The organism is Massilia sp. YIM B02763 (assembly GCF_030412015.1).
In the GTDB taxonomy this organism is placed as follows: Bacteria; Pseudomonadota; Gammaproteobacteria; order Burkholderiales; family Burkholderiaceae_D; genus Telluria.
This window is the reverse complement of the sequence record NZ_JASNRD010000002.1, coordinates 103,450-128,676: the sequence shown is the minus strand read 5'-3', so window position 1 is coordinate 128,676 and position 25,227 is coordinate 103,450. Positions and strand designations below refer to the sequence as shown.

General features: G+C 57.1%; 21 protein-coding genes. 6 read left to right on the top strand and 15 right to left on the bottom strand.

What is annotated here, in order from left to right:
• Nucleotides 1-13 precede the first annotated feature (13 nt).
• The 5 genes from QPK32_RS04150 to QPK32_RS04130 all read right to left on the bottom strand — a co-directional run bounded on the left by QPK32_RS04150 (nt 14) and on the right by QPK32_RS04130 (nt 4,635).
• A complete protein-coding gene (locus QPK32_RS04150) occupies nt 14-316 on the bottom strand; it encodes a hypothetical protein (protein ID WP_290411507.1) in 303 nt (100 codons plus the stop codon).
• Nucleotides 317-385: 69 nt separating this feature from the next.
• Nucleotides 386-1,321, bottom strand: a complete 936-nt coding sequence (locus QPK32_RS04145) for a hypothetical protein (protein WP_290411506.1) — start codon at nt 1,319-1,321, stop codon at nt 386-388.
• A gap of 520 nt (nt 1,322-1,841) precedes the next feature.
• Nucleotides 1,842-2,126, bottom strand: a complete 285-nt coding sequence (locus tag QPK32_RS04140) for a hypothetical protein (RefSeq protein WP_290411505.1) — start codon at nt 2,124-2,126, stop codon at nt 1,842-1,844.
• A gap of 929 nt (nt 2,127-3,055) precedes the next feature.
• The gene (locus QPK32_RS04135) at nt 3,056-3,391 is read right to left on the bottom strand and encodes a single-strand-binding protein/primosomal replication protein n (RefSeq protein WP_290411504.1); all 336 of its coding nucleotides are present in this window, start codon (nt 3,389-3,391) and stop codon (nt 3,056-3,058) included.
• Nucleotides 3,392-3,603: 212 nt separating this feature from the next.
• Entirely contained in the window at nt 3,604-4,635 is a 1,032-nt protein-coding gene (locus QPK32_RS04130) for a replication-relaxation family protein (protein WP_290411503.1), read from the bottom strand.
• 920 nt (nt 4,636-5,555) lie between these two features.
• Here QPK32_RS04130 and QPK32_RS04125 point away from each other — a divergent pair.
• Nucleotides 5,556-6,206, top strand: coding sequence for a hypothetical protein (locus QPK32_RS04125; protein ID WP_290411502.1), 651 nt, complete (start codon nt 5,556-5,558; stop codon nt 6,204-6,206).
• A 1,307-nt stretch (nt 6,207-7,513) separates the two neighbouring features.
• Here the strand turns inward: QPK32_RS04125 and QPK32_RS04120 are convergent.
• Nucleotides 7,514-8,215, bottom strand: coding sequence for a hypothetical protein (locus tag QPK32_RS04120; protein WP_290411501.1), 702 nt, complete (start codon nt 8,213-8,215; stop codon nt 7,514-7,516).
• Nucleotides 8,216-10,445: 2,230 nt separating this feature from the next.
• Here QPK32_RS04120 and QPK32_RS04115 point away from each other — a divergent pair.
• Complete coding sequence (locus tag QPK32_RS04115) at nt 10,446-11,417, top strand: hypothetical protein (RefSeq protein WP_290411500.1); 972 nt, start codon at nt 10,446-10,448, stop codon at nt 11,415-11,417.
• A gap of 128 nt (nt 11,418-11,545) precedes the next feature.
• Here the strand turns inward: QPK32_RS04115 and QPK32_RS04110 are convergent, their stop codons facing one another.
• Genes QPK32_RS04110 through QPK32_RS04100 form a run of 3 tightly spaced genes read right to left on the bottom strand, consistent with a single transcriptional unit; the run spans nt 11,546 to nt 13,802 of the window.
• Complete coding sequence (locus QPK32_RS04110; protein WP_290411499.1) at nt 11,546-12,289, bottom strand: hypothetical protein; 744 nt, start codon at nt 12,287-12,289, stop codon at nt 11,546-11,548.
• Nucleotides 12,286-12,669: a hypothetical protein gene (locus QPK32_RS04105; RefSeq protein WP_290411498.1), complete on the bottom strand. Its 384-nt coding sequence runs from the start codon at nt 12,667-12,669 to the stop codon at nt 12,286-12,288. The genes QPK32_RS04110 and QPK32_RS04105 overlap by 4 nt, the downstream gene beginning before the upstream one ends.
• 8 nt (nt 12,670-12,677) lie before the next feature.
• The gene (locus QPK32_RS04100; protein ID WP_290411497.1) at nt 12,678-13,802 is read right to left on the bottom strand and encodes a hypothetical protein; all 1,125 of its coding nucleotides are present in this window, start codon (nt 13,800-13,802) and stop codon (nt 12,678-12,680) included.
• Between the two features lie 168 nt (nt 13,803-13,970).
• Between QPK32_RS04100 and QPK32_RS04095 the strand changes: the two genes are divergently transcribed.
• Nucleotides 13,971-14,621, top strand: coding sequence for a zinc ribbon domain-containing protein (locus tag QPK32_RS04095; protein WP_290411496.1), 651 nt, complete (start codon nt 13,971-13,973; stop codon nt 14,619-14,621).
• Nucleotides 14,622-14,699: 78 nt separating this feature from the next.
• On the opposite strand, the gene QPK32_RS04090 is transcribed toward QPK32_RS04095, so the two are convergent.
• Nucleotides 14,700-16,205 carry an amidase gene (locus QPK32_RS04090; RefSeq protein WP_290411495.1) on the bottom strand — a complete coding sequence of 502 codons (1,506 nt, stop codon included), beginning with the start codon at nt 16,203-16,205 and terminating at the stop codon, nt 14,700-14,702.
• A 119-nt stretch (nt 16,206-16,324) separates the two neighbouring features.
• Here QPK32_RS04090 and QPK32_RS04085 point away from each other — a divergent pair, with 119 nt between their 5' ends.
• Nucleotides 16,325-17,056 (top strand): transcriptional regulator, encoded by a 732-nt coding sequence (locus QPK32_RS04085; RefSeq protein WP_290411494.1) that lies wholly within the window; start codon nt 16,325-16,327, stop codon nt 17,054-17,056.
• A gap of 183 nt (nt 17,057-17,239) precedes the next feature.
• Here QPK32_RS04085 and QPK32_RS04080 read toward each other — a convergent pair whose 3' ends face one another.
• Together QPK32_RS04080 and QPK32_RS04075 are read right to left on the bottom strand one after the other, a co-directional pair.
• Nucleotides 17,240-19,369 (bottom strand): TonB-dependent siderophore receptor, encoded by a 2,130-nt coding sequence (locus QPK32_RS04080; RefSeq protein WP_290411493.1) that lies wholly within the window; start codon nt 19,367-19,369, stop codon nt 17,240-17,242.
• A gap of 112 nt (nt 19,370-19,481) precedes the next feature.
• On the bottom strand, nt 19,482-19,715 hold the full coding sequence (locus QPK32_RS04075; RefSeq protein ID WP_290411800.1) for an alpha-glucosidase C-terminal domain-containing protein: 234 nt from the start codon (nt 19,713-19,715) through the stop codon (nt 19,482-19,484).
• Nucleotides 19,716-20,087: 372 nt separating this feature from the next.
• Here QPK32_RS04075 and QPK32_RS04070 point away from each other — a divergent pair, with 372 nt between their 5' ends.
• Both QPK32_RS04070 and QPK32_RS04065 read left to right on the top strand, forming a co-directional pair.
• Nucleotides 20,088-21,107, top strand: coding sequence for a porin (locus QPK32_RS04070; RefSeq protein WP_290411492.1), 1,020 nt, complete (start codon nt 20,088-20,090; stop codon nt 21,105-21,107).
• Nucleotides 21,108-21,241: 134 nt separating this feature from the next.
• Entirely contained in the window at nt 21,242-21,679 is a 438-nt protein-coding gene (locus QPK32_RS04065) for a hypothetical protein (RefSeq protein ID WP_290411491.1), read from the top strand.
• A 115-nt stretch (nt 21,680-21,794) separates the two neighbouring features.
• Here QPK32_RS04065 and QPK32_RS04060 read toward each other — a convergent pair whose 3' ends face one another.
• From QPK32_RS04060 to QPK32_RS04050, 3 genes are all read right to left on the bottom strand, one after another.
• Nucleotides 21,795-22,832, bottom strand: a complete 1,038-nt coding sequence (locus tag QPK32_RS04060) for an SDR family oxidoreductase (RefSeq protein ID WP_290411490.1) — start codon at nt 22,830-22,832, stop codon at nt 21,795-21,797.
• Between the two features lie 70 nt (nt 22,833-22,902).
• Complete coding sequence (locus QPK32_RS04055; protein WP_290411489.1) at nt 22,903-23,940, bottom strand: SDR family oxidoreductase; 1,038 nt, start codon at nt 23,938-23,940, stop codon at nt 22,903-22,905.
• Nucleotides 23,941-24,200: 260 nt separating this feature from the next.
• Nucleotides 24,201-25,211 carry a sulfate ABC transporter substrate-binding protein gene (locus QPK32_RS04050; RefSeq protein WP_290411488.1) on the bottom strand — a complete coding sequence of 337 codons (1,011 nt, stop codon included), beginning with the start codon at nt 25,209-25,211 and terminating at the stop codon, nt 24,201-24,203.
• Nucleotides 25,212-25,227: the final 16 nt, after the last annotated feature.

Here is a 25,227-nt window from a genome sequence, read left to right as displayed (position 1 = left end):
CAGCGCTGAAAGTTCACGGTAAGACCCGGACAGGCTTGAGCCTCATCTTGTACTGACCATACGGTTTGTCGACGGTCATGATGCGTAGCTCTTGAGCTAGAGCAGCGGCGCCAGTAGCACCCAGTACTTCGTACTCAGCCTTCTCTTCGTCGTAGGCGCGTACAACGGTGCGCATCAGCTTCATTACTTCTGTAAAGCCGTCATGCGCGTTCGCAGACTTAATGCACCGGACAAGCTCTTTCAAAAACAAGTCTTCAGCTTCAACCTGCTCTTGGCGATTCCAAACGTGCAACCCTATAACTTTTTCAATTTCCATTGGTATCCCTGTGGCAATACTAACGTACACAGCACGAGAGCCCCATGGCGGGGCCTTCCCGACTTTTGATTACTCAGCGTGCAGCGCAGGTGCGACAGCTTTGTAGTGCGCTTGGATATCGTTCAGGTCCAAGTCCATGTTGTGAATAGCCGCTACGATAGCCTGCTCTGTCGCTCGGCCCGCTTGCAAGCGGTAGAGCTTCTTGAGCAGCATGTCTAGGGTAGCTTCGTCGTTGTCGCAGCAGTAGGTGTAACGTGCTCGAACGAGTCGGTCCCAAGCTGCTTGCCATGACGGTTTTGCTGACGTAGCGTCGTCAAGCTCGAAGTGCACGGCATCGCCATTTGGCATAGTCTCAATGCATGTGCCATGGTTTGGCCTGGTAGGCGTTTCCTCGCGGCCTTCGCCCTTTGCCTCCGCAGGCGTGGCGCATACTTGCGGGGGCTCTACCTTCGGAGCCTCAGCCTCAAGCGTGTCTCCGTCTACATCTTCATTTATATGCTTAGAAGGGGCTTCAGAGGGGGTTGCAAGAGCTTTCGATGACGCTACAGAAGCGTTAGCCACCACTAGCTCCGCGACTGCGCCATTGAACGGGTTGAGGTGGAGGGCCTTCGCATATTTGGCGTGGAACTCCTTAAGCATCGTGCACTCTGCAAGACCTTCAAACTCGCGCTGTGCTTTGATGACGTTTTTATCATTTTCCTTCAGTTCGCCAAGGCTAATGCCCGCCGATTCGACGACCCAGACCATCTCAGCATTGCCGTCGTAAACTGCAAACCCCAGCGTTACCAATGCAGCCATCGCCGTTTCGACTTGCGCCAGAGTCATTTTTGTGTCTTGCACAGCGTAAGCCAATGGTAGGCTGTACACCCCTAGGAAGGTCGCGTGGTGGCAGCTCATCAGGTACAACGCCAGAGTCATTGCTTCCGGACCGCTTGCCAGAATTTGTTTAGTGAGCTTCCGATTCCAAAAGTCACCAGGAATCATCGTATAGTTTTTGTTAGCCATTTCATTTCTCCAATAGTTTAGTTGGCGGACGATGCGTCGTGCCTCGTCCGATAACTCGTGTAGAACAGAAATGGCCCTGTTTTTATCCGTCTACTGTAAGGTCGGGTGAAATAATTGTGACGGTTGTTTCGAGCAGCTACTCCAATTGCACGTGAAGAGGTTTTAACCGAGGACAAATTTAGCTAGGTGTTGCGTCCTGAAGCACAAATTTCAGCGCTGAAATTGGGTCGTGAGCGGTAGCGCTCGCGTTCGTCGCCTGAACAAATATATAAGCACCATTCGTAAGCTCTGGCGCCGTCTGGTGCAACAAAACAATGAATTTCAGCGCTGAAATCTCGACGCGGGTCTTGTTTAGATAGAAGTCGTTAGAAGCCGCAATGCGGCCTGGGCATGTGTAAGCTCGTCAGGTGCTCGACACCGACTGTTAGCGGCGATTTCAGCGCTGAAGTTTCAGGATAAAGTGCGGACAGGCTTGAGCTTCGCATGGAAAATAAAAAGCCCACCATGAGGTGGGCTAAAATCAAGCGGTCACTACTACAAACAAATCGTTTTCAGTGAGCCATGACATTTCTATGTATTTTCCTCCAGGCCCATCCAGCCATTGTTCGAGGATTTGCCAGCCCTCAGAGGTATTGCAGTGTCGTGCGATAACGCGGCCATTGGGGACGTCCACTGGCTTCCCACGAACACTGCGCACTTTACCCTTTAAAACATCAGTAAGAACTCCGAGGACGTGCAACTTCGTGGTGTTAACTGTCCTGGAGGTGCCATCGATGTTTTGTACTGCCTGTTCAAACTGAAACATAATTAACTCCAATGTTGTCGCCTATGTAAACTACATTTCCTCGGATTTGATGCTTGTACAACAAAGCCGCTACTTTAGTTTAGGTATAATTTTCTTAAAAAACACTTATGCTGTAACCAGCTGGCGATGTTGGGCAATATGTTAAGCTTTATTGTTGTAACTCAATCCATAATGGAGATTATAAACGAGCGAAAATAAGTGCGAAGAGAAGCCAGCGTTCAAATTGGAAGATTTGATAATTTCTTGCAATGAACGGCTGAGGATGTGGCACGCATGGCTCGCGATGGCCGGGTTGCTGGGCTTTCTCCAGAGCAGCCTTGCCTCGACACTGCGGAAGAGTAGTTCTTTGTATTAGCAATAGAAAAGGAAGTGGTTTCTGCACACGAGTTTCGAAAGATGAACATAGCCTAAAAATTTAACCTGGAGTAATGAGCGCTCTGCGTAAATTAGGATAAGAATATAATGCAGCGCTGAAATTTGAGAATCGTGGACACAGCGTTCCATCGGTACGTTGCACGGTAGCAGTCTTCGAGCGAGCGGCATTTTCTCGCTGGCTCAGGACAGCTAGCGGGCTCCCAAAAGCTGGGGCTGGAGACTTAGCTCGCGATAGCAGGGCAGGGAAACGTCATAAATTCGTTCAGAATTTCAGCGCTGAAATCGCCCTTTAAGGTGACATGACGCCACCGCTATCTATCACATTTATATCGTTGGGATACTGGGCAAGGCATCTTCGACGAATGCGATAACATCTTGGCTAAGAGCAAGCTCGTCGCGAGGGTGTTATACGCAGGAGTACGCTGAAGATGTTGCCCAGTTCACGCATGGGCGACTAGCACGGAACAGCACCTCAATCCCGGGACGATTTGTCGGACAAGAAGCTTATTTTGGCAATTAAAAAAGGCGCCCCGTTGAGGGACGCCATCAATAAGCTACGAGGTGGCCAAGTCGGCCTCAGTTTTTTGAATTTGCATTTGAGTGACCGGCTTGCTAATCTTCGCCGCTTCAAAGGCAATGATGAGCAGCGTGCCGGTGGGTTTGCCTTCCCGCGAAAGATAGAAATCTGCTTTTAACTTTCCGGTTACCTTAACGAAGTCCCCCTTGAATAGTTTGGGGTCTTCATCCTTCATAATTCGTATCGTGTACCATGTTGGAAACTTGTCTTCCCCCCGCTGACTTTCGCATGCACGAAACTCGTAATATCCTCTCTGCGTGGTTTTGCTTACTTTACGTTCTGGCTGAGTTGCTACGTTTGCAAATGCTTGCATGTGCTGTCCTTATCTAGAAAAGGAGCTACGTTTGAGCTGCTCCAACAACGTATAGCAACTATCGATATTCGCTGGCGGCAACGGAGTTGAACATCAGTGTTTGGTCCTTAGATTTGATATACGCTGATGCGAATCCGACGAGCAGGAAAATTGCGGCATTCACGATTAAGCATCCGGCTGATACTGCGCCTCCACGTTAATCATGTTGCACGTTAGATAAATGGTGTAATCGGTGCTGGCCATGTAGGTAAGGATGCTGCTCGGCGATAAGGAAGGTAGTTTTCTTCAAACCATCCTCTCGGTTTGCTTTTAAAGGGGTCATTTCCTTGGTAATTAGGAAGCCAGGTGGGCGCTAGCTGAAGCACGATGTGGCCGACGCAAACATCGACCTGTTCGGTACCGTCTTCCTTGTAGACTGCACGCCATACTGCGTACGTATCTGGCTCAACTCCAGTGAGTCGTGTGTGGCCGCTATCCACAGTAAGGATTCGACGTGCTGATTTATTTACCTCTTGCCTGATAAGGGAGCGCAACCTTTCCAGCATTGCTGGCTCGAGCGTTAAGACCACGATTCGAACGAGAGTGTGATTGCTACCTCGAGACCGTGCTGAGGTCCGTAGTAGGGGAATTTGGGTGCCAAGTGCGCGTATCAATGCTAGCAATCGCGCTCGCCTTGTCTCGCTCCGTTTCGTTGCGTCGATTTCAAACCAAACCAAGCCGTCGTCCTCGAACGCCAACGCATCTGGGCGAAGGTGAACTTTCGTTGGCTCGTCGTCATCGGCGTTCACTACTTTGCGCCGCGCCTTTACCGTCAGCAGACCTTGGACCGCTTGAGGTATTTTTTTAGTACCAACGTTTAACTCACGCATGACTTCAGATTCGGTTAGCGCATGGACACCACGAGCTTCGCAGGCAAGCACTGTGAAGTTCGCCCAGAGCAAATGTTCAGGATTAGTAAGATTCGCTGCCGAGCGAATGCTCGACCTGGCGTCTATGCTACTGCTGGATGCCTCGACAAGCCGTCTGGCGCCTGCGGCTGTCAGCGCGTAAATTGTATGGTGCCGTTTGGTGCGGTATTTCAGCGCGTAGCCGCCTTTGACTAGTCCTCTGATTGCTAACCGCGCCGCGTGGCGTGCTGCTGCGTATGGCCGTTCAGCAAAACAATCAATAGCGATGTCTATGGCACGTACGTAGCGAAAGCGATTTAAGCACATCAACGCACGGAACTCGATTTTTTGCCTCAAGATGGACGCGTGAACATACTTCGTCAATCCGCGCTCGACCTGGCGCGGAGGTGACTTTTGTCGGGATTGTTGAGGTGAGGATACTGCGGGTCGCCGAAATGGGACGTGTCTCATTGGTACTCCTAAAAATGGATGTTTTCGAAGGTGGCCGTCGACCGCTCGCGAACCTTTGCGCGAACTGTCTAGCTCCCTCGTATAGGTACCGTGCTACGTCGATGCAATAACCTCCACCGCTCGCGCAAAAGCAACTGTTGGTGCGCTCGAGGGAACGATGCACGGCCGGACGCGGGCAGGGCAACTGTGCTGTCCCCTTGTCCTGCCTTGCGCGCTGGGGCGCGCATCATCTGTGTATTCGTCGCGACGTCTGTCTAGGCAAACGTGCACTCGGGCAGGCTTCGCCTGCGCGAAACCCCGCCGCCGGACCCCTACCGTACCTGTAAGGCCACCCTGTTCACATGGCCCGTCGGCATGCAGCCGTGAACCTGCGTGCGTGCACACCTGGCTTCCCCAAGTTGCGAGCAGTTGTATCGTCGTCGCAACTTGGGGGCCCGCGCCAGAACGCCTACGGCCAACAGCCGAGCGCTCACGCGCTTGTCCGGCGGCGGGGTTTCGCCCCGCCTCAGCCCGCCACGTTCGCGAGCAGCTGTTCTCGCGATAACGCTCTTTCGGTTCCGCTGCGACCTATGCACGCCTAACGGTCTGTCAATGGCGACGGCTGAACGCCGTCCCGCCCGCCGCTGGTTATCCAACGGTTGCCGCTCAGCGCCCTCAGGCCTGACGCGAAATGAAGTTGTTCTAGCCGATGGTAAGAGTGCCGTCACCGCGCCTCGAGATACGGGCACTAGTGGTTACGGTTAATTTTCCACGCTGACGGCGAAGCCGTGCCGATTGCTATACAGGTTTTAACTGCGGAGAAACTGATGTACGCGAAAATTGAAAATGATAGATGGCGCTTGACGCGAACGAGCGTCGATGAAGTTCGATACCGAGCGTTATGTGAAGACAAAGAAGTCGTGCACAGAAAACGAGTGTACAAAAGCGCAGGGACGCTTCCGATAGACGCAGAAGAGGTGCCGCAGGCAATGCAGGAGGAATACAGCTATACCAGCGAAGAGTTGGAATATCTTGAGCGTCGCATTTTCGGACCTGCGCGCACGGAGAGAAAAGAACGAGAGAGGTTGGCTCAAGAGCACGAGTGTGACCCTGGCTGGCGACTAGCGGATGCTTTACGTTTGCTCTCTGATGCGGTAGCGGTCTGTCGCGAGTATCAAGTCGGCTGCGATGCTGAGAAGATAAAGAAAATCCGAGCGGAGCTTAGCATTTTGCCCGAGGTAGACTCGGTTGGTGCCACCTCGGACACATCAGCTCGAGTAACAAAACTGATGTCCGGTGCAGTGTCAGAAATTGAGCTTGCGGCAACAATTGTACGAGAAGCGGGGCTTCCCAATTCGCCCAACGGCCTTCGTAGTGCCATAGGGAAACAATGGCAGGAACTGTCTAAAGCGCAAGCAATTCTGCTGCCGTTGTTGCAAAAAGGAGGTTATGTCAGGAAAAATAGTTCAAAAACGTGAGCTAATGGTGAAAAAACGTAGGGCGCGACAGTTCAATCGATGCACTGCGCCAGTGCTTCTAATAGCACGGGCGTTGTACTAAGTTTTTGTAGCATTCGATGCATGGAGCTTAGGCATTATCGACCGGCCTTCAAATTGCGTCATGCGGTAGCATTTAGACGGTTAGTCACCAGTCCGAGAGTCTTGGATACGGAAAATTTCAGCGCTGAAATTGGCTAAGCTCATTCCTGCCCGACAGGCATTAAGCATCCAGAAAAATTCGATGCTGGTTTATGTTGCCGCGTTTGTATTAGCGTAACGCCTAGTTGACGCAAAACTGGTGTAAAACGATTTCAGCGCTGAAATTTGCGGAGCCATACTACACCTCGCTTTGGAACTTTGCTGCTAAGCTCTGTGGATAAATGGGAAGCCTAGGTCGAATTTATCGACCTCTAACAATGTCGAGAGAGTCGTACTATTAGGGCCGCCTCGGCGGCTCGCATCAACGCGATTGTGAATTTCAGCGCTGAAAATTGCCGGGACACGCAGCATGGTCTCAGTTGGCCGCTCAAGAATGATTTCGCATCAGCCCTGAAGGCAGCACTTTTTACAAAATCTGTCAGTCGAGCCCGTGTCTTTGAAGTCGTACTATCAGGGACGGTCCGGCTGGTCTGCACTAGAGCGTCTTGGAGATTTCAGCGCTGAAATCGGCAGCAAAAGTCGGCCTTACGTTCTATAAAGCAATAGATGAAGTAAAGGCCTACCACACTTAAACGAAGCCATTGCTTGCTGACCGAATCGGTACATTCGTACTATGGAGTACGTTCCGTTCGCTACACGTTGTATCGAAGATAAACGGATTTCAGCGCTGAAATTTGAAGGAAACCTATGATGTGTAGGATGAGCTGCTAAAAGTAAGTAACCCGAAGGGCAGTACACAGACACTCAATGATTCTGATACGTGCCGACGAGTTTTCATTGTAGACCACACACGTCAACGCCTAAAGCGCAGATTTCAGCGCTGAAATTAGCGACGGTAAATTATGCATCTGTCTGGATTTTTATGGTATCGCCGCTTGACACGCGGTGTCTCACGTAACATCGTCAATCATTCGTCATTTGTTGGTAGCCTTACAAAGGAACCTATCAGATAGGTATCAGCGGTATGCGCAAAGATGCATATCGTTGAAGCAATGTAGGAAGAATAAGGGGGGCCCGCATCGCGGGCCGCATTCAACCTAATGGTTTTTCAAACACATTCTGAGCTAAAATTCTTTGCCGAAGGCGACGCAGCTCTCCTAAATGAAGTTCAAATGGATTCCGTAGTTTTACAGGTTCGAAGTCTTCTCGATGTAAGGTTCGATTCCGGTAAGCTTATTTTTTGCCAGCCGTTCTGACCGCTCTAGGAGTTGGTCTGCGCGATTTAAGGAGGTTTCTAACAGCTCAGACATTCCTTTTACAACAAAGCCCGACAATTTGAGTTCTTTTCTCAGTAATCGAAGTTTTTCTTCAGCCGCGCTACATTTATCTTTGCCAGCATAGCCGCGCCTAGCGCCGGACTGATATTCGAGCATTATCGCGTCAAATCCATGCTTCCGGTACAGGTCAAGAACGGGGGCAATTAATTTTTCGCGTTGAATTTCGACATCCTTCAACTCATTTGCAACTTTACTGTACTGCGCTACGAGCCGTTCATGTTCCGGTGTAAGCAGCGCTATTTGTTCTCGTGCTCGCTGTAGTTTTGAAGTTGCTTCTTTCGTACAGACTTTTAACTCTTCGCACAGCTTCTCTATCTCGCTCATCGAAGGCTCAAGCACATCGTAAGCTTTGAGTGCAGATTTCGCCTCGCCAGCGTGTTCCAAGAACAGCTTCCACTTGTTCTTGTTCTGAGTAGTATTCTTGGCCTCGTAGGCTTTTATGCTTGAGTTCCAGCGCGCGGTTTTAAACAGAACTTTGAACCCTGCATTTAGTTCGTATGGCAGGTAAAAGCTTAGCGATTCATTGGTTTCAATACATTTCAGGTCAGTCATCTTGCATCTTTCCTAGTTGAGGTGTCTTGCACCGATGATATGTATAGAGCTGCCCGCTTCAGTGTTTTAGCCATTTCCGCCGTCTCCGTTAAATTATTTCTGGCAACGCTCACTTTTTTCACCCTAAGCTTTTTTAGACAGATTTTCTATACTTATTGTTACGTGGATACTCATATTTTGGTCGCGGAAACCTTGCTAGGAGTGACAATGGATAATCTATTGGATTTAGATGAGCTAGCGATGGTGACAGGCCGCAGTCCCGCGAGGATTAAGCGCGACATCAAACGCCACCCGGCATGTGTTCTGGCTCACTTGGATTTGTCTGGAACGCGTTTACTCCGTTGGCGCCCGACCGATGTTGAAGTGTCTATGATGCTCGCGGACTCCCGAAGGAACACGAACCCATTGAACAGTTTTCACCTAACTTGGGCTGACTGGAGTAAGTGACGAGCGTCTTTGCTATCTCTGTGTTCGTAGCGTGTTCGAATGCCAGATTTGCGCCATTATCGAGAGGCGAGCGAAACCGAGGCTCAGCGAACACATTATTTGTCAGACCCCCGACCATTTCCTGCAATCGGCTTCACGCCTGCGTCCTGGTCGGAGCCGGACTTCCACCTGCTTGGTGGGCCGCGCAGCGCAGAACTTAATGAGAAGACGCCTTACAAAGCATTACTTGAGAAAGGGCAAAAGTCGCGGTAGCAGCCGCCTAGCGCGACTGTTTATTTGCGCTGTTTAATCTACGCTGTGGCATGGCAAAGGTAGGACGTGTGACCTACTGCTCTAGCCCAAATCGAAGCGGAGGTTTCGGCACTTGGCCAATGTGGGCGATGGGACAAAATGGTGTGACAAAATGCTGTGTTGGGTGTAGTATATGTCCTTGAAATTAAAGGGAATTGAGGTTAGTGAGTTCGAATCTCACCGCTTCCGCCAAGAATTGAATCGACGTACTACTATGTACTAAAACCGCGTTTCTCTTAGTGAGTACGCGGTTTTTTATTTCACGAAATGTTATCATTTTGATAAAATCAATGTCTCTAGGTATATCGTTCATTGCATAGTTTCTCGGTAGTCTAAAGAGGCTATTAGTCTCCATAAACGCATGTAATCGGAGTTAGGGTTGGCAGTTCAATAGTCAAAATGAAGATAGTAACGAATACTGCGTTGATTGCTTTCGGGAAAGGCGAGCGAAACTTCTACAGCGATTTGAGAACATTCCACTTGATATCGATTCTTCGATAGTATATCGGCGTTTTAGCGTAGGCTCAGTTGGGCCACTCAATTTTATAGCATCTGCACTTCAGACAAGGTCGCTAACGAATACGGCTGAGCGTGACGACTTCACTTGCCACCGGGATAACATATGCGTACACTAGCTTCTATCAGTTTTTGAATGTCAAAAGAGTAAACCTTTGAACTCAAATCGATCGATACGTGCGTTTGCCCCTTCGCGTGCGATACTTTATAAGTGTTCCTTTCTTCGTTCATTATCTTGCTGCTGAAGTAAAAATAAATAAAAATTAACATGTGTGCCGTCCAAGATTTTGGTGTTATATTTATATGTTAGCGCCAGTTGACCTCGAAAATTTGCGAAGATTTGGCTTCACTGTATGTGTCAATGTCTCCCGCAGTGCAAGTACGTTAGGTTTTGCCGAAACAATTGGGAGCGTATTGAACTTGCATGCGTTAAGCAAGGATTATCCTAATCGCTCGGTTGATGTATTGACTCCAAAAGAGAAATGCAGGCAAGAATTAAATCGGTATCACGGTAATTTTGGCTTTGAGGAGTATCCTCTACATACAGACCTTGCACATTGGATAGTGCCGCCCCGTTACCTTTTGTTGCGAGGTCGTATGGGGCTAGGAATGGTGAGTACATTCGTTTTAGATGCCCCAACACTGAGTGGCTTGTTGCCACAATCGGTAACTCAGCGTGCCCTTTTTTTTCCTAGACAGTCTAGGGTTACTACAGCGCTCTCTTTTCGCATATCGCGAACGTTAGCGTTTAGTCTCAGGTGGGACCCGATTTTTATTCGGCCAGCCAACACCCAAGCCAGTATTTGCGCCGAAATCTTTCGATCATCTACTTGTCGGGCTTCTTCTACTTCAATAAATTTGGCGCTTCAAACTACGACATTAGTTATAGATAATTGGCGGTGTTTGCACGGGCGAAGTGCTGTACCTTTCGCTGACCGGAAAAGATCAATCGAACGAATCTATTTGGAGAGTATTTATGGCATCTCAAATTGAGGCACACGTCTGGTCTGTTGAAGCTCTGTTTTCCAAGGCGCAGATATACGCCGATCGGATGATGGCTGCGGAGAGTGAAACGGGGGAGCTGGCACTTTGGTCAGCGGTATTACTTGAGTTGTTGGCTCGTGCAGCTCTGTCCAATGTTTCACCAGTACTACTTGCAGATGAAAAGAGTTGGAGAAACATTTCATTCGCGCTTGGAAAAAATCCTACGGCTAAACGCTTCAATCCTAGTTCAATCGGCGTTAAAGAGGTCCTTGCAAGGCTCGGTGAATTTGATGCTAGAGTAACACAGGAGGTAATTAATTTTTGTGCCTCGCACTTTGATAAGCGTAATTCTGAATTGCACTCTGGGGAGTTTGCGTTCGCAGGCTATGGCTCATCATCCTGGTTGCCAAGGTTTTATCATGCGGCTGAAGTTTTCCTTGTCTCCATGAATCGACAGCTTAGTGACATATTTGATGATGTGCCCCACATTCGTGGGCTCATCGATTCTCTCTCCGATCAAGCTGCTCAAAGTGTTAGTACCGATATCGCCGCTTATAAGAAGGTTTGGGCAGACAAATCTGAGGCCGATAAGGAATTGCTTACGCAGCGCGCCCGTCTTTGGGCTTCGCGTCATACTGGCCACAGAGTGAATTGTCCAGCTTGCGGATGCGAGTCGTTAGTGTTCGGAACGCCTACTGGACCAGTAACTACGCTAGCAGATGATGATGGAATTGAGCAAAAACAGGGGCAATTGCCATCGGGTTTTGAGTGTGTAGCATGCGGACTTCGTATTGTAGGGTATTCAAAGCTAGCGTCTTGTAATCTAGGAAATATGTTTACCGCGACGACTCGTTTCGAGCCCTCTACATTCTATGGCCTATATACTGAAGCTGATATTGAATCTGCTGTTGACGAAGCTGAGCGTAACTTTAAAAGTCAGTTTGAGCCGGACTATAACGATTAATAGGGGGGGGGGGGCTGATTGCCTTGCCAAACTTACGCATTGCTAAACTGTAATAATAAGAATTATGGAGGAGTTTTTATCCGCTATCCGCTAAATTAAATTAATCGGATAGCGGAAAAGCACAAAGATTATGTGCTAGACTTCAACGTTTTTTGTACATTTATATTAGCTGCACTGGCTGTTCTCTTACGCCGAGGTTTCTTAACGCTGGCTTTGCGCGCCTGTACACCTCGCGCTGAGGCATCTTGAGGTACGAACTGGAGGCCGACGAGCATATGTCGTACTACCCAATCATGACCAGAAACCGGATGTTTATGACTCGAGTAAAACGCGTAGCGGCTTTTTGAACAGTCAGTAATATTCAAAGGGGAATAGGATCCTTTAAAGTCTTCTTCAAATTTTTCCTTCCAGCGCTGTCTAAGTGTTAATAAATCTGTCTGGCTCGTGCAGTATAAAAGCATACCGCCATGATTATGGTCAAAGTTTCCGGAGGCGGGCCGATAACGTGTTACAAGTTGACGGTAGCCGTCGGAATATTTTTGGTCCTTTTTCGCCTCGCCTATCCATGAATGTGGGCCAAGCTTAACTGTGATATCAACGTGACCTCCGGCTGAAGTATCATGCGAGGCGTCATAGCCCGCAACTGATAGACCCATAATAAGTTCTTCCGTTAGACTGTCTTCACCCAGTGCGTGTCGGCGCTGCGGATTTGCTTGCATATGGTTGATCAAGTCATTTATGTCAGTATAAAGCAGTTCAACAAACGGCTCATACTCCGACTTGCCAGCAATAACATTCCGTTCTTGGTAGCGAGCAGCAATGCTTAATCCCCCGAGATTTTGAGCGAACGCTCCGGCTCCTATATGCTTCATAGCTTTTGCCTCGCTTCAAGGAAGTGTTTTCCGATCGCGAAAGCAACTGAAATCGCATCTAAATTCATCACCGCGCCAGTGCGTGGATGAGCGAATCTTCCCTCCTTAAAAAAATCAATCATATCCGCGGACTCAAATTCCCACGACTCATCGATATCAAAGTAGAAAAAAATTTGTGTTAATACCTCGCATCTTGGCGAACTGAGGTACTGCAATGCTTTCGATAATCTTTTGTCATCATTGAGCCGAGTGGCATTGGCAAGATGATAAAAACTGAAGTGATCCAATCTATTTGCTGGATCTTCCAAATAGTTATATAAACGTGTGCATATCTCGGCCACGAGTTCATCATTAGCCCAGTCTTTCTTGAACTGTTCCAAGAGATTTCTCATTCGAAATATTTATCAATTTTCGCTGTGATAAGAGCATACTGCGCAATAGTCATGCAGTTGCGGATGTAGAGTTCAGGAAAGATAACAGGGGAAGAATAAAGCATTCGGACGCTCCCGGGAACGATTAGCGTGGGATTGTTGATCCCGAAGTCGCTTTTCCACTCGACGCCGATAGTATAAACGCTTAAATCCTTCACATTGTTTTTTCCGCCCACATGAAACTCATCCCGACGTAGGTCCACATTCTTTCGTCTTAATAAGCTCGCACCGTTATTAGATGAGGTTTTTTCGGTGCTAGCTGTAAAGCCCAGTTGAAATACAGTCCCTTCGCCACTGGTTTTGTATAATCTTTCCATTAGGGAATGGAAATTATGTGGTGTTGTGCCGAAAGGAGACCATCCATCAGGAAAAATGTTTAGATCTTTGAAGGCGGCTTGGAGTTTTTGCAATGCGGTTTGCTTTTGCACGCTCGGCATGCCATCAGGGCAGTCGATGCGCACCTCAACTAACTCGCGATCCGTATCGTATATGATATAGTCGTAGCATTGTCGTCGTATTGATCGAACTCCTATTAATTCGGAGTAATCAGCTAGTTTGGCTTGGTCATCATCATCAAATAGTGTTCGGTCTAGAGGCACGCGTTCGTTAAAGGAGCGCACCGAGGAAAATAAAAAGAAGACGCCGTTCGCCTCGGGGTAGCATATAGTTAAGGTCGGTGGCGTATTCTCCAAAGATCTTAATGTTTCTTGATCGTGGACTGCGAAAGGGAAAACTGCTGAGAATTGGGATAAGGGGATATGGTCTCCAACTTTCTTGTAGACTGCTCTCTTATGTATTTGCTTAGTTTCCTCAGACAGGCCAGCAAAGCCATAATAGAGCACGGCCTTCTCTCCCACAAGCGTGTGTTGCTGGAAGGACGTCGCCAGGTTCGTATAAAGTTTTTCACGATCTGGCCTTGTGCGGGCCGCAACTACGGCGCGCTGCAGAGTGCTCTCCCAACCAACTGAAGTTGGAAGAGCATAACTTTGTAGCAGATATTTTCCTGGCAAGTAATCCATGCGTTGAGACATCGACTTTAATGCGTGATAGAACGGGTCATCCAAGTATTCGGGGGTTGTCATCGCGGAAACTATATTTGCAAAACATCAATCATACAATTGTTCGCCTAGCTAAAAACTCACGAACACTCACAATCGATGGCAAAATCGAATATTTTTATATATCGGGCGCCGTAGCTTCAACAGTTATGCTGTAATCCCGCGACAATTTCCGCGGGGGAAAATAAGAACATGTCGACCGAAACCAAGTTCGCCAGCAACGTCCAGGACCTCAGCAATTCCACCGGCGTCGACGCCGGCTTCCAGTTCGAGTTCTATTGCGAGCGCTGCCGCGACCGTTGGCGTACCGCATTCAAACCTTATCGCAGCGCCCAGGCTGGCGGCTGGTTGCAGAAGGGGGCCAGCCTGTTCGGCGGCATCCTCGGCAATGCGGGCTCGGTGCTGAACAGTATGGCGGAGGCCGGCTGGCACAGTGCGCGCGATACGGCGTTCAAGGAGGCGGTTGAGGAGGGCAAGCGGCATTTCAATCGCTGCGGGAATTGCCACGATTACGTCTGTCGACAGTGCTTCGATGGCGCCAATGGCTTGTGCTTCGATTGCGCGCCGAACGTCCAGGTGGCGATCACGCGCTCGCGGGCGCAGGGCGAGGTCTATAGCGCGTCGCAGCGGGCCAATGACGAAGGGCAGAGCCGCGGGCTGCGGCATGACGTGCGCAAGGAGATGCAGCTCGTGTGCCCGCAGTGCCGTACGGAGACGCATGGCGCCAAATTCTGCCCGGAGTGCGGGTTCAAGATGGCGCAGCAGGTGCAGTGCCAGGCGTGTCCGACCATGCTGGAGCCGGGGACGAAGTTTTGTACGGAGTGTGGGCATCGGCAGGCGTGAGCCGATGGTGCCACACGATGCACGCGGTGGTTGGACGCGTGGACGGCGGTAAGGCCGCGTTGACGCGTGCGTTGGGGGTTAGCCGTCCACCCTACGGGCGATTGCCGGTAGCCGATCGAACCAGGGTTGGGCAAGCTCCAGCTGGTGCGCCAGCTGCAGCAGCCTGTCCTCGCTGCCGAACGGTCCGACGAACTGCACGCCCAGCGGCAGGCCGTCCGGCGTCCAGTACAGGGGCACGCTCATCGACGGCGTGCCTGTCAGGTTCGACAGCTGGGTGAACGGCACCGCGCGCAGGTTGTCGGTGGCGATGCGGTCGACCGTCTTGTCCAGCAGGCCGAGGCGCGCCAGCACGCCCAGGATGCCGGTGCCTTGCAGGAAGCCCAATACGCCCTGTTCGAACGACGACGGGTCGCCCGTGCCGTGCTTGACGGGTGGGGCGGCCAGGGTCGGCGTCAGCAAGACGTCGTAACGCTTGTGGTAGTCGCCCAGCGCGCGGGCGAAGTCGTTCCAGCGGTTCAGTTCCGTCGTCAGCCGGCGTGCCGAGACGTGTTCGCCCAGCGTCACCAGGATGCGGTTCATCAGTTCCAGGTCGCCTTCCTTCGCGCCCAGCGCCTTGGCCCGTTCCACCGCGGCCGGGATCTGGCCGAAGTACAGGTGCAGGTAGCTGCGCGCCAGCGCGTCGCCGTCGATTTGCGGCGCGGCTTCCTCGACGTCGTGGCCCAGTTTTTCCAGCAGCGCCGCGGCGTGGTGGACGGCCGCCACGGCCTCGGGATGTACTTCCGTGCCGATCGGCGAGGCGCTGGAAAAGCCGATGCGCAGCCGGCCCGGGTCGCGCCGCATCAGGTCCGCGTACGGTGCCGACGGCGGCGTGATGACGAACGGGTCGCCCGGTTCCGCGCCCTGCAGCACGTCCAGTGCCAGCGCCGTGTCGCGCACGCTGCGCGACAGCACGCCTTCGCTGGATGCGCCGAACCACACTTCGCCGATGTCCGGGCCGGAGGACACGCGCCCGCGCGACGGCCGCAGTCCGAACAGGCCGCAGCAGGCGGCCGGGATGCGGATGGAGCCGCCGCCGTCGTTCCCCGCCGCCATCGGCACGATGCCCGCCGCCACGGCCGCCGCCGCGCCACCGCTCGATCCGCCCGGCGTGCGTGACAGGTCCCAGGGGTTGTTGGCGCGGCCGAACAGCACGGGGTCGGTGACGGCGCGGATCGCGAATTCGGGCAGGTTCGTCTTGCCGAAGATGACGAGGCCCGCCTCCAGGTAGCGCCGCACCACGTGGGCGTGCTGCGTCGGCACGTAATGCTGCATGGCGCGGCTGCCGTAGGTGGTGGGCACGCCCGCGTAATCCTGCACGCCGTCCTTGATCAGGAAGGGGACGCCGGCCAGCGGGCCTGCCAGTGGAGCGGCCGTGCGTTCGCGCGCCTCCGTCTCCATCAGGCGCACGATGGCGTTGACGTCCCCGTGGACGCGCCGCTGCTGCGCCAGCGCCAGGTCGAGCAGTTCGGCGCTCGTCACGTCGCCGCGCGCGACCAGTTGCGCGAGCGCGGTCGCGTCGTGGCGCAGGTATTCATCGTGATTCATGTGTCTCGGCCTGTTCTTGTCCTTATGTGGCGGGCATCTTGGCACAGCCGCTCTGCCGCGGCAAGGCTGGGCATGCTACGATCCCGGCAGTAGCGTTCCGTATCGAAGTCCGAGGTCCCATGTCCGAAGTCAACCAACTGCTCGTCACGATCAAGCGCCAGCTGAAATTGCAGGGCAAGACCTACCGCGACGTGGCCGCGACCTTGCGTCTCTCCGAGGCGAGCGTCAAGCGCCTGCTGACGTCGGACACGCTGGGCGTCGACCGCCTGGTCCAGGTCAGCAATATGCTCGGCTTCACGCTCGCCGAGCTGGCGCAGGAGGCGGCGGTGACGGAATCGCGCCTGCGCACGCTCACGCCGGCCCAGGAGAAGGAGCTCGTGTCGGACACCAAGCTGATGGTCGTCGCCGTGTGCGCGCTGAACCACTGGACGCTGGCCGACATGGTCGCTGTCTACCAACTGACCGAGGCGGAAGCGCTGCAGAAGCTGCTGCACCTGGACCGCCTGCACCTGATCGCCCTCATGCCCGGCAACCGCATCCGCCTGAACGTGGCGCGCGATTTCGATTGGCTGCCGGACGGACCGATCCGCGCATACTTCCGCACCGAAGGGCTCGACGATTTCCTCGGCAGCCGCTTCGAGCGCCAGGACGAGACGCTGACCTTTACGCACGCGATGCTGACGGAGAGCGCGCTGGCACGCATGCAGTCGGAGCTGCGGCAACTGCGGGCGAGGTTCGCGGAGCTGCATGAGGAGAGCCTGGCGTCGCCGTTGCCGAAGCGGCGCGGGAGTGGCTTGCTGCTGGCGTTGAGGGAGTGGGAGCCGGCGGCGTTTGCTGGGCTCCGACGCTAGCATCACGCAAAGGTTCGGTGGGCACGTGGTGCCCGCCCCACGATGTCGTCAGCGGAGCCGGTAGGGTGGGCACCACGTGCCCACCATGCGCATCAACGAACGGCGGCCGGCACGATCAGGGCTGCCGGGATCAGCCCGAAGCAGATCCATCGTGTCATCGTCACGTCCTCCGTTCGGCAAGCGTCACAGCGACTGTTCCCACACGAGCCGCCACGTCGTGCGCGTGCGATAGCGCGTCGTGCGGGTGACGGCGCCGGTGCCCAGGTAGGCGTAGCTCTCGCGATAGTCCTGGTGCAGCAGGTCGGAGGCGGACAGGCGCAGGCGCGAGGCCGCGTCGCGCTTCCACACGGCGTACAGGTCCAGCTGGCGCTTGATGGCGTCGTCGCTGAGGAACAGGGCGCCGGGGCGGCTCGTGACGGGGCCGCGGTAGGTGTACGTGCCGCCCGCGTCGACGCGGCTGCCTTTCGGTGCCCAGTCGATGCCGACATTGCCGCTGTAGGCCGCCTGTCCTTCGATGCGGTTGTCGGGCCCCGGTATCGCATCCACGCGCGACCAGTTGCGCGCCAGGTTCATGCGTGCGGACAGCGCTCCGCGCGTGCCCTTCGCCTCGAACTCGACGCCGCGCACGGTGGCGCCGCCCATATTGTCCGGCGTGGAGATCCACGTGCCGGCCTCCTCCTCGGTGCGGTACAGCGTCACGTCGTGGATGCGTTTCTGGAAGAGGCTGACGCTGACCATGCCGTCCTTGCCGATATACCGTTCCCACGCCAGGTCGATGCCCAGCGCCAGCTCCGGCCGCAGGTTCGGGTTGCCCTGCTGGTCCGGGTTGGTGGGGCCGTTGTTGTTGTCGACCGTGTAGCGGCGCGGCATCAGCTGCACGATGTTCGGCGCTTTGTAGGTGCGGCTGACGGCAAGGCGGAACTGGTCGCGCGGGCCCGCGCCGCCTTCCGCGCGCTGCGGCTTGAACAGCGCCTGCAGGATGGGGCTCCAGGCGCCGGCGTCCACGTCGACGGCCGCATGGGCATTGCCTTCGCCCGTCGTGTGCAGGTCTTCGCGGCGCAAGCCTACGTAGGCGGACCAGGCGGCGTCGATGTCCCATTCGTCCTGCACGAAGAAGGCCGTCCTTGCGACCGTGGCGCGGTAGTCCTCGTCACTGGCCAGCAGCAGGGTGCCGGCGGCGTCGACCTGGCGCTCGTTGCGGTATTCGGTGCGCCGCTTGCGGCCGACCTCCCAGCCCGCCGCCAGCGCGTGATTCCGCCACAGTGGCTTGCGCCAAGTGCCATTGAACGTCCATTCGCGCTCGGTGGGGCCGGAGGCGACGCGGTTCGTCTGCAGCAGCACGTCCGCCAGGCTCGATCCGCGGTAGACGAAGTCGGCGTCGCGCTGCGTGCGAAAGCCGGAGAGCTTGGTCGACAGGCGCGCGCCGCCGTCGAGCTTGCGGGCCCACGTGACGTCCGCGTAGGCCTGTTCGGCATCCGCCCGGTAGGTCTGCGCCGCGTGCGGGAAGGCGGTCGGGCTGCCGATGAGCGTCGTCTCCGTCTCGCGCTTGGCGTTGTCCATGCGGCGCTTGCGCACGTAGGCCTGCGACGTCACCGTGTCCCGGGCGTTCGGCGTCCACGACAGCCGCGGCGCCAGTTCGAGCACATCTCCCACCTGGTGGTCGAGCCACGCGGTACGCCGCAGCAGGGAAGGGTCTGCTCCCGTTTCGGTCGTCACGGCCGTGACGGGGTTTTCCGTGCGCTGCAGCGTCGCGGACAGCGTATAGGCCAGCGTGCCCGCGCGGCCACTGTGCTGGCCGATGAGTTGGGGCGCCGCGTAGCCGTCGACGACGGCGCTGCCCACCTTGATCTCGTTCGCGGCGCCGTCCTTGCCCGGTCCCGCGCGGCGCAGGATCACGTTGATGGTACCGGCCACGGCCTGGCTGCTCGTCTCGGCCGTGGGCGCGCGGGCGATCTCGATGCGCTCGATGGCGTCCGGATTCAGCGACTCCAGCGAAAACCCGGCCGGCGCGGGCAGGCCGTTCAGCAGGATCGCCACGTAGCCGCTGCCCATGCCCCGCATGCGGATGGCGGCCGGCTTGCCGGGACTGGCGTCCACGGTGATGCCGGGCTGGCGCTTCAGGACGTCGGACAGCGTGGCGTCGCCGTGGCGCAGCAGCTCGTCGCGGCCCACGACGATGGACGTCGTCGTCGATTGCGCGCGCTGCGCATCGGCGTTGGCGCTGATGACGACCTGCTGCGGCGGCGCCGTCTGGGCGAGCAGGCAGGCTGGCGTGACGAGGAGCAGGACGGCGGCGGAGCGGGCGTTGCGCATGAAGGCGGCGGGATGGAATGTAGACCGCCCGATTATTCGACACCTCCCGCGGCGCGGGTGCAACAATGGGATGAATGCACCGAACGCCGTGACGAATTGGTCAGCGCGTCGGTCAGCGCGGCTGCTTGCCGATCACATAGTGCCACGCGCCCAGCGTCTGCGCCGGCGCGCCCGGCAGCGTGTAGCGCTGCGCCGCATTCGACACGTTCACCACGACCTGCACCACGTTGCCCTCGCGGTGGCGGCGGAAGGCAAAGACCTTGTCGTTGCCCGTGTCCAGCACCTGCACGGCGCCGCCGTACTGGCGGTTCCACAGCACGGGGTTGTCGTGCTTCAGCTTCAGCAGGTCGGCGTAGAACGGCGCGTAGGGATAGTCCTTCCAGGCGATCGGATCCTTCTCGAAGAACTAGATGCGCTTGTCCAGGCCCGACTCCTGGCCGCCGTAGATGAGGGGCATGCCCGGCAGCGTGGCGGCCAGCACGGCCATCGAGACGCCGCCTCTTGCTGTAGTTTAGGTACGTCATTTGTGCAAATGCAAGCATTTTCCTGCCCCTTGGACAGGTGTTTACTGCCGAGCAATCGGCAAGAATTTCGTTGTCACGGTCGCGTCGGAATTAGCCGACAAAAACACGAGGTAAATATGCCCTCGAATTGTGCGATATTGGACAGATAAGACCGCCAAACGAGAGGATAACGTTAGCCTAAAGAGGAACTCATCATGAACAAGGCTTTCGTTGCGTGCGTTGCGCTGGGTGGCTATGCGACGCTCGCTTGTGGACACGCTTGCGCCCAGGACACCACGACCCCGGCCGCCGTCGGCACCGGGGAACTGCACTACGTCGGCGAGGCGCCGGAAGGGCACGACATCGCCGTGTTCACCGGCACCCCGGCCACCGCCGCCCATGCCGAGTGGCCGGGGCAACAGGTGCCGCGCCGCGTCTACGGGCGCCTCGGCGGCTTCGGCCCCGGCGACGGTCCGGGCAAGTTCACGCTGGGCCGCCAGTACAACCTCGAATACCTCACGCAGGCCGACGTCGGCGACTTGTTCCACACCGGCACGGCGGGGCAGGCCAGCAACCTCGTCAATCCCACCGGCACGCCCGTCAACAGCGACGTGCGCTACTACAGCAGCCGCATGAGCGGCGTGTCGACGGACGCTTCCTGGACCGTCGACAGCCTCGGCGGCAACTCGATGGCCAACCGCGCCTGGGGCATGACGGTCGGCTACGACATCGGTCCGCTGTCGCTGCGCGCGGCGCACCAGAACCGCCACGTGGCCCAGGTCCAGCTGTACAACCTGGTGGGCAACACGATGGCGGCCAAGAATTCCATCATCGCCGCCAACCTGCGCACGCGCTGGGGTACGGCCTATGCCGCCTATGCCGCCAACCGCGGCTGGGGCAATTCGCCGCTGTACAACCCGGACAACCCGTACAGCGCCGGCGTGGCCAGCACCTCGTCGACGGACAGCCGCGACACGCTGGCCGGCGTGGCGGTGCCGCTGACGCGCCAGGTCACTTTCCTGGCCTCGTTCATCCACAAGAACGACCGCGACCTGGCCAACCGCGACGCCAACCAGTTCGCCATCGGCGCCAGCTACGTCGTGTCGCGCAAGACGGACTTCTACGCGGCGTTCTCGCACACGGTCAACACCAACAGCGCCGGCATTCCGATCGACGGCGCCCAGCGCCTGAACGGCAGCTCGGCGCTGAACATCGGCATGCGCCGGGCGTTCTGAGCCGGCGCGCGGAGGCGCCGGCCATCCTGGAGTCGCCGGCAATCTTCTTTCCTCGGGAAACAGCGTTGCGCCGCAAAATCGCGAAAGCGGGTAGCCTGTACTCGTATTCTTTTGGCATCACCATGGAGGACATCATGACTGGCACGAGCACACTTGATCCGGATAACTTTCCGGAAGCACCAGACCGTAGCCTCGGCAAAGGCCACGGCATCGACTCGCTCGGCCCGAGCGATATTTCCGATTCCGGCAGCGACGTCGTCGGCGGACCCGGCTTTGCCGCCAACCTGGACGAGGACCAGACCCTCGACCTGGACCGCGGCACGAACTCGGACAACGAGGAAAGCTACGCCCACGACAGCGCCGGCCCCGACGTCGGCGACGCCAACTTCGACGGCGACAGCGACTACGGCGGCACGGGCGAACGCGCCTCGGCCGGCCGCGACACGGTCGTCAAGGACGGCGCCGACATCGATACCGACCACGTCGAATCGATCCCGGATCTGCCGCTGACGGACGAGGACGTCGATTTCCTCGGCAGCGAACCGCCGCGCGGTCCGGCGCCGGGCAAGTAAGCCGGTATTCGCAAACAAAAAGGGCCGTTCGGCATGCGCCGGACGGCCCTTTTTGTATCCATGCGAACGTGATGGTGGGCACCATGTGCCCGCCATTCACCGCCAGATCACCCCATCACGCTTTCCACGTCTTGCGCAAGCCCGGCCGTCCAGCCAGCGCCCACCCCGCCAACAACACGCCACCGACCAGCGCCGCCTTGAGCGACGCCGGCTTCATCTCGAACGCGGTGTACGGGCTCGACTCGCTCACGCGGGCCGGCGAACGGTTGCGCGAACGCAGTTCCTGCGCCGGGTCGGGCCCGTGCAGCGCATCCTTGCGTCCCGCACGGCTGGGCTTGTCGGACTGCTGCTGGTCGAACATCGAACCGCGCATGAAGCGGTCCATGCCGCGCGGCAGCAGGCCGCCCAGCACGGAGGCCGCCTTCGCATGTCCGCCCGCGAACAGCTCGCGTTCCGGCTTGACGGCCGCGTGCAGGATCGCCTCCGCGACGATCTCCGGCGCGTAGTTCGGCGGCGGCAGGGCCGGCTCCTGCTCCATGTAGTTCTTCGCGTGTTCGGCGAACGGCGTGGCGATGGCGGACGGCTTGATCAGCGTGACGGACATCGGCGCGTTTTCCTTGTCCAGTTCCATGCGCAGCGATTCCGTGAAGGCCTTGATCGCGTGCTTGGACGCCGCGTACGTGCCCTGCAGGGGAATGGAGCGGTCCGAGACTTCGCTGCCCACGTTGATCAGGGCGCCGCCGCCGCCCGTCTTCATGCGCTTGACGGCTTCCAGCGAACCGTTCACGCAGCCCCACAGATTGGTCTGCATCACGCGTTCCATGTCGGCCAGCGGCACCTGCTCGTTGGTGCCGTAGACGCTGCCGCCGGCATTGTTGATCCAGGTGTCGATGCAGCCGTAGCGCGCGATGGCTTCCTTGCCGATGCGTTCCACGTCCGCCGTGTCGCCCACGTCCGCGGCCACCGTCGCCACGTCCACGCCGCGCTGGCGCATCTCGTGGGCGAGGGTGTCGAGGGCGTCGCCGTCGCGGGCGACGAGGACGAGTTTGGCGCCCGCCTCGGCGGCCATGCGCGCGGTGGCGAGGCCGATGCCGCTGGTGGCGCCGGTCAGGACGATCACTTGCTGGTCGAGTTTCTTGAGCTTCTTGGCCATGATGCTTCCTTCATTCATTGTCGTTGAGAGGCCGGTGGGCACCACGTGCCCACCGTGCGCGGACGCTGGCTTAAAACGCTGAGCGCAATCCACCCGGACGGCGCGCCAGCTTCCATGCGCCGAACAGCGCGGCACCGCCGACCAGCAGCGGCAGCAGCTTGGGCGTGCGCAGCGCGGCCGACGTGTAGGCGCAGCTTTCGATGACGGGCTTCGACGCATCCTGGCGCTGGCGCAGTTCGCTGCGCGGATCCGGCTCGTACAGGGCGTCGCGGCGGTTCGGCGGGCTGGCCTGCTTGGACTTCTGCTGGGCGAACATGGTGGCGCGCAGGAAGCGTTCCATGACGCCGGGCATGGCGAAGTTGGAGCTCGACAGCGCCTTCGCGGCGCCGCCGACAAACACGTCGCGCTTCGGGTGCTGGGCCGCGTACAGGATCGCCTTGGCGGCCAGCTCCGGCGCGTAGACGGGTTTCGGCAGCGCGGGTTCCTTGTCCATGTAGTTGCGCGCATGCGGCACGAACATGGTCTCGATGCCGGCCGGCTTCACAAGGGTCACGGAGATGGGCGCCTTGTCCTTTTCCAGTTCCATGCGCAGCGAGTCGGTGAAGGCCTTGACCGCGTGCTTGGACGCGGCATAGATGCCCTGCAGCGGAATGGAGTGGTCCGAAAGTTCGCTGCCAAGGTTGATGATGGCGCCGCCGCCGCGCGTCTTCATGTGCTTGACGGCTTCGAGCGAGCCGTGCACCACGCCCCAGTAGTTGGTCTGGAACAGGCGCTGCATGTCTTCGATGGGGATGTCTTCGTTGCGGCCGAAGATGGAGACGCCGGCATTGTTGATCCAGGTGTCGATGCGGCCGAAGCGCTGCATCGCCGTGTGGCCGATGCGTTCGACGTCCTCGGCCTTGCCGACGTCGGCCGCCACGGTCGCGACCTGGGTGCCGGTGCGGCGCAGCTCGCTGGCCAGCTGGTCCAGCGCATCGCCGCTCCTGGCCGCCAGCACCAGCCGGGCGCCGCCCTCGGCCGCCTGGCGCGCCGTCGTGAGGCCGATGCCGCTGGTGGCGCCGGTGATGACGACGACTTGTTCGTCGAGCTTACGTAGTTGCACTGCCATGACTTGCTCCTTCTCGTGGGTTGGAGAACGGCCGCCGGCACGCGGCGTGCGTATCCGAACGGCCAGGCTTGATTGATTAGACAATCGTGGCCCAGCCGCGGATTTCAAGTCATTTTTTACAAGATGGTGTTTGGGGCAAGGATTTGCAAGTGTAAACGCCGTCGCCCCCGCGAAGGCGGGGGCCCAAGTTCGCTTGCACCACTGCGCGCAGAAATTGGGCCCCTGCCTGCGCAGGGGCGACGGTTTTTGGGCTGACTACGTTATTTACGGCCCGGCTGATAGATCTGGTCGAACAACCCCCCATCCGCAAAGTGCGCCTTCTGCGCCTTGGTCCAGCCGCCCGCCACCTCGTCGATGGTGAACAGCTTCACGTTCGGGAATTGCGCCGCGTACTGCTTGTTGAACGGCTCGACGAGCGGGCGATAGTAGTGCTTGGCGGCGATCTTCTGGCCCTCGGCCGTGTACAGGTATTGCAAATAGGCCTCGGCCACGGCGCGGGTGCCGCGCTTGTCGACGACCTTGTCGACGACGGCAACGGGCGGCTCGGCCAGGATGGAGACGGACGGGGCGACGACTTCGAACTTGTCGGGGCCCAGTTCCTTGACGGCCAGCAGCGCCTCGTTTTCCCAGGCGATGAGCACGTCGCCGATGCCGCGCTCGACGAAGGTGGTGGTGGCGCCGCGCGCGCCCGAGTCCAGCACGGGCACGTTCTTGTACAGCCTGGCCAGGTAGTCGCGTGCCGTGGCCTCGCTGCCGCCCGGCAGGCGCAGGGCGTAGCCCCAGGCGGCCAGGTGGTTCCAGCGGGCGCCGCCCGAGGTCTTCGGGTTCGGGGTGATCACGGACACGCCCGGCTTGACCAGGTCGGCCCAGTCCTTGATGCCTTTCGGATTGCCCTTGCGGACCAGGAACACGATGGTCGACGCGTACGGCGTGCTGCGGTGGGCCAGGCGCCCCTGCCAGTTGTGCGCAATCAGGCCACGTTCGCTGATAGCATCGATGTCGTAGGCCAACGCCAGCGTGACAACGTCGGCCTGCAGGCCGTCGATCACGGAGCGCGCCTGCTTGCCCGAACCGCCGTGCGACTGCTTGATGGTGACGTTGTCGCCCGTCTTGGCCTTGTACTGGCGCGCGAAGGCCTGGTTGAAGTCCTGGTACAGCTCGCGCGTCGGGTCGTAGGAGACGTTCAGCAGCGTGATGTCGGCGGCAAAGGCGGCCGACTGTGCAAGGAGGACGATGGCGGCCAGTGCGGCAGTGATTTTTTTATGAAACATCGTTTTCTTTCGGGGA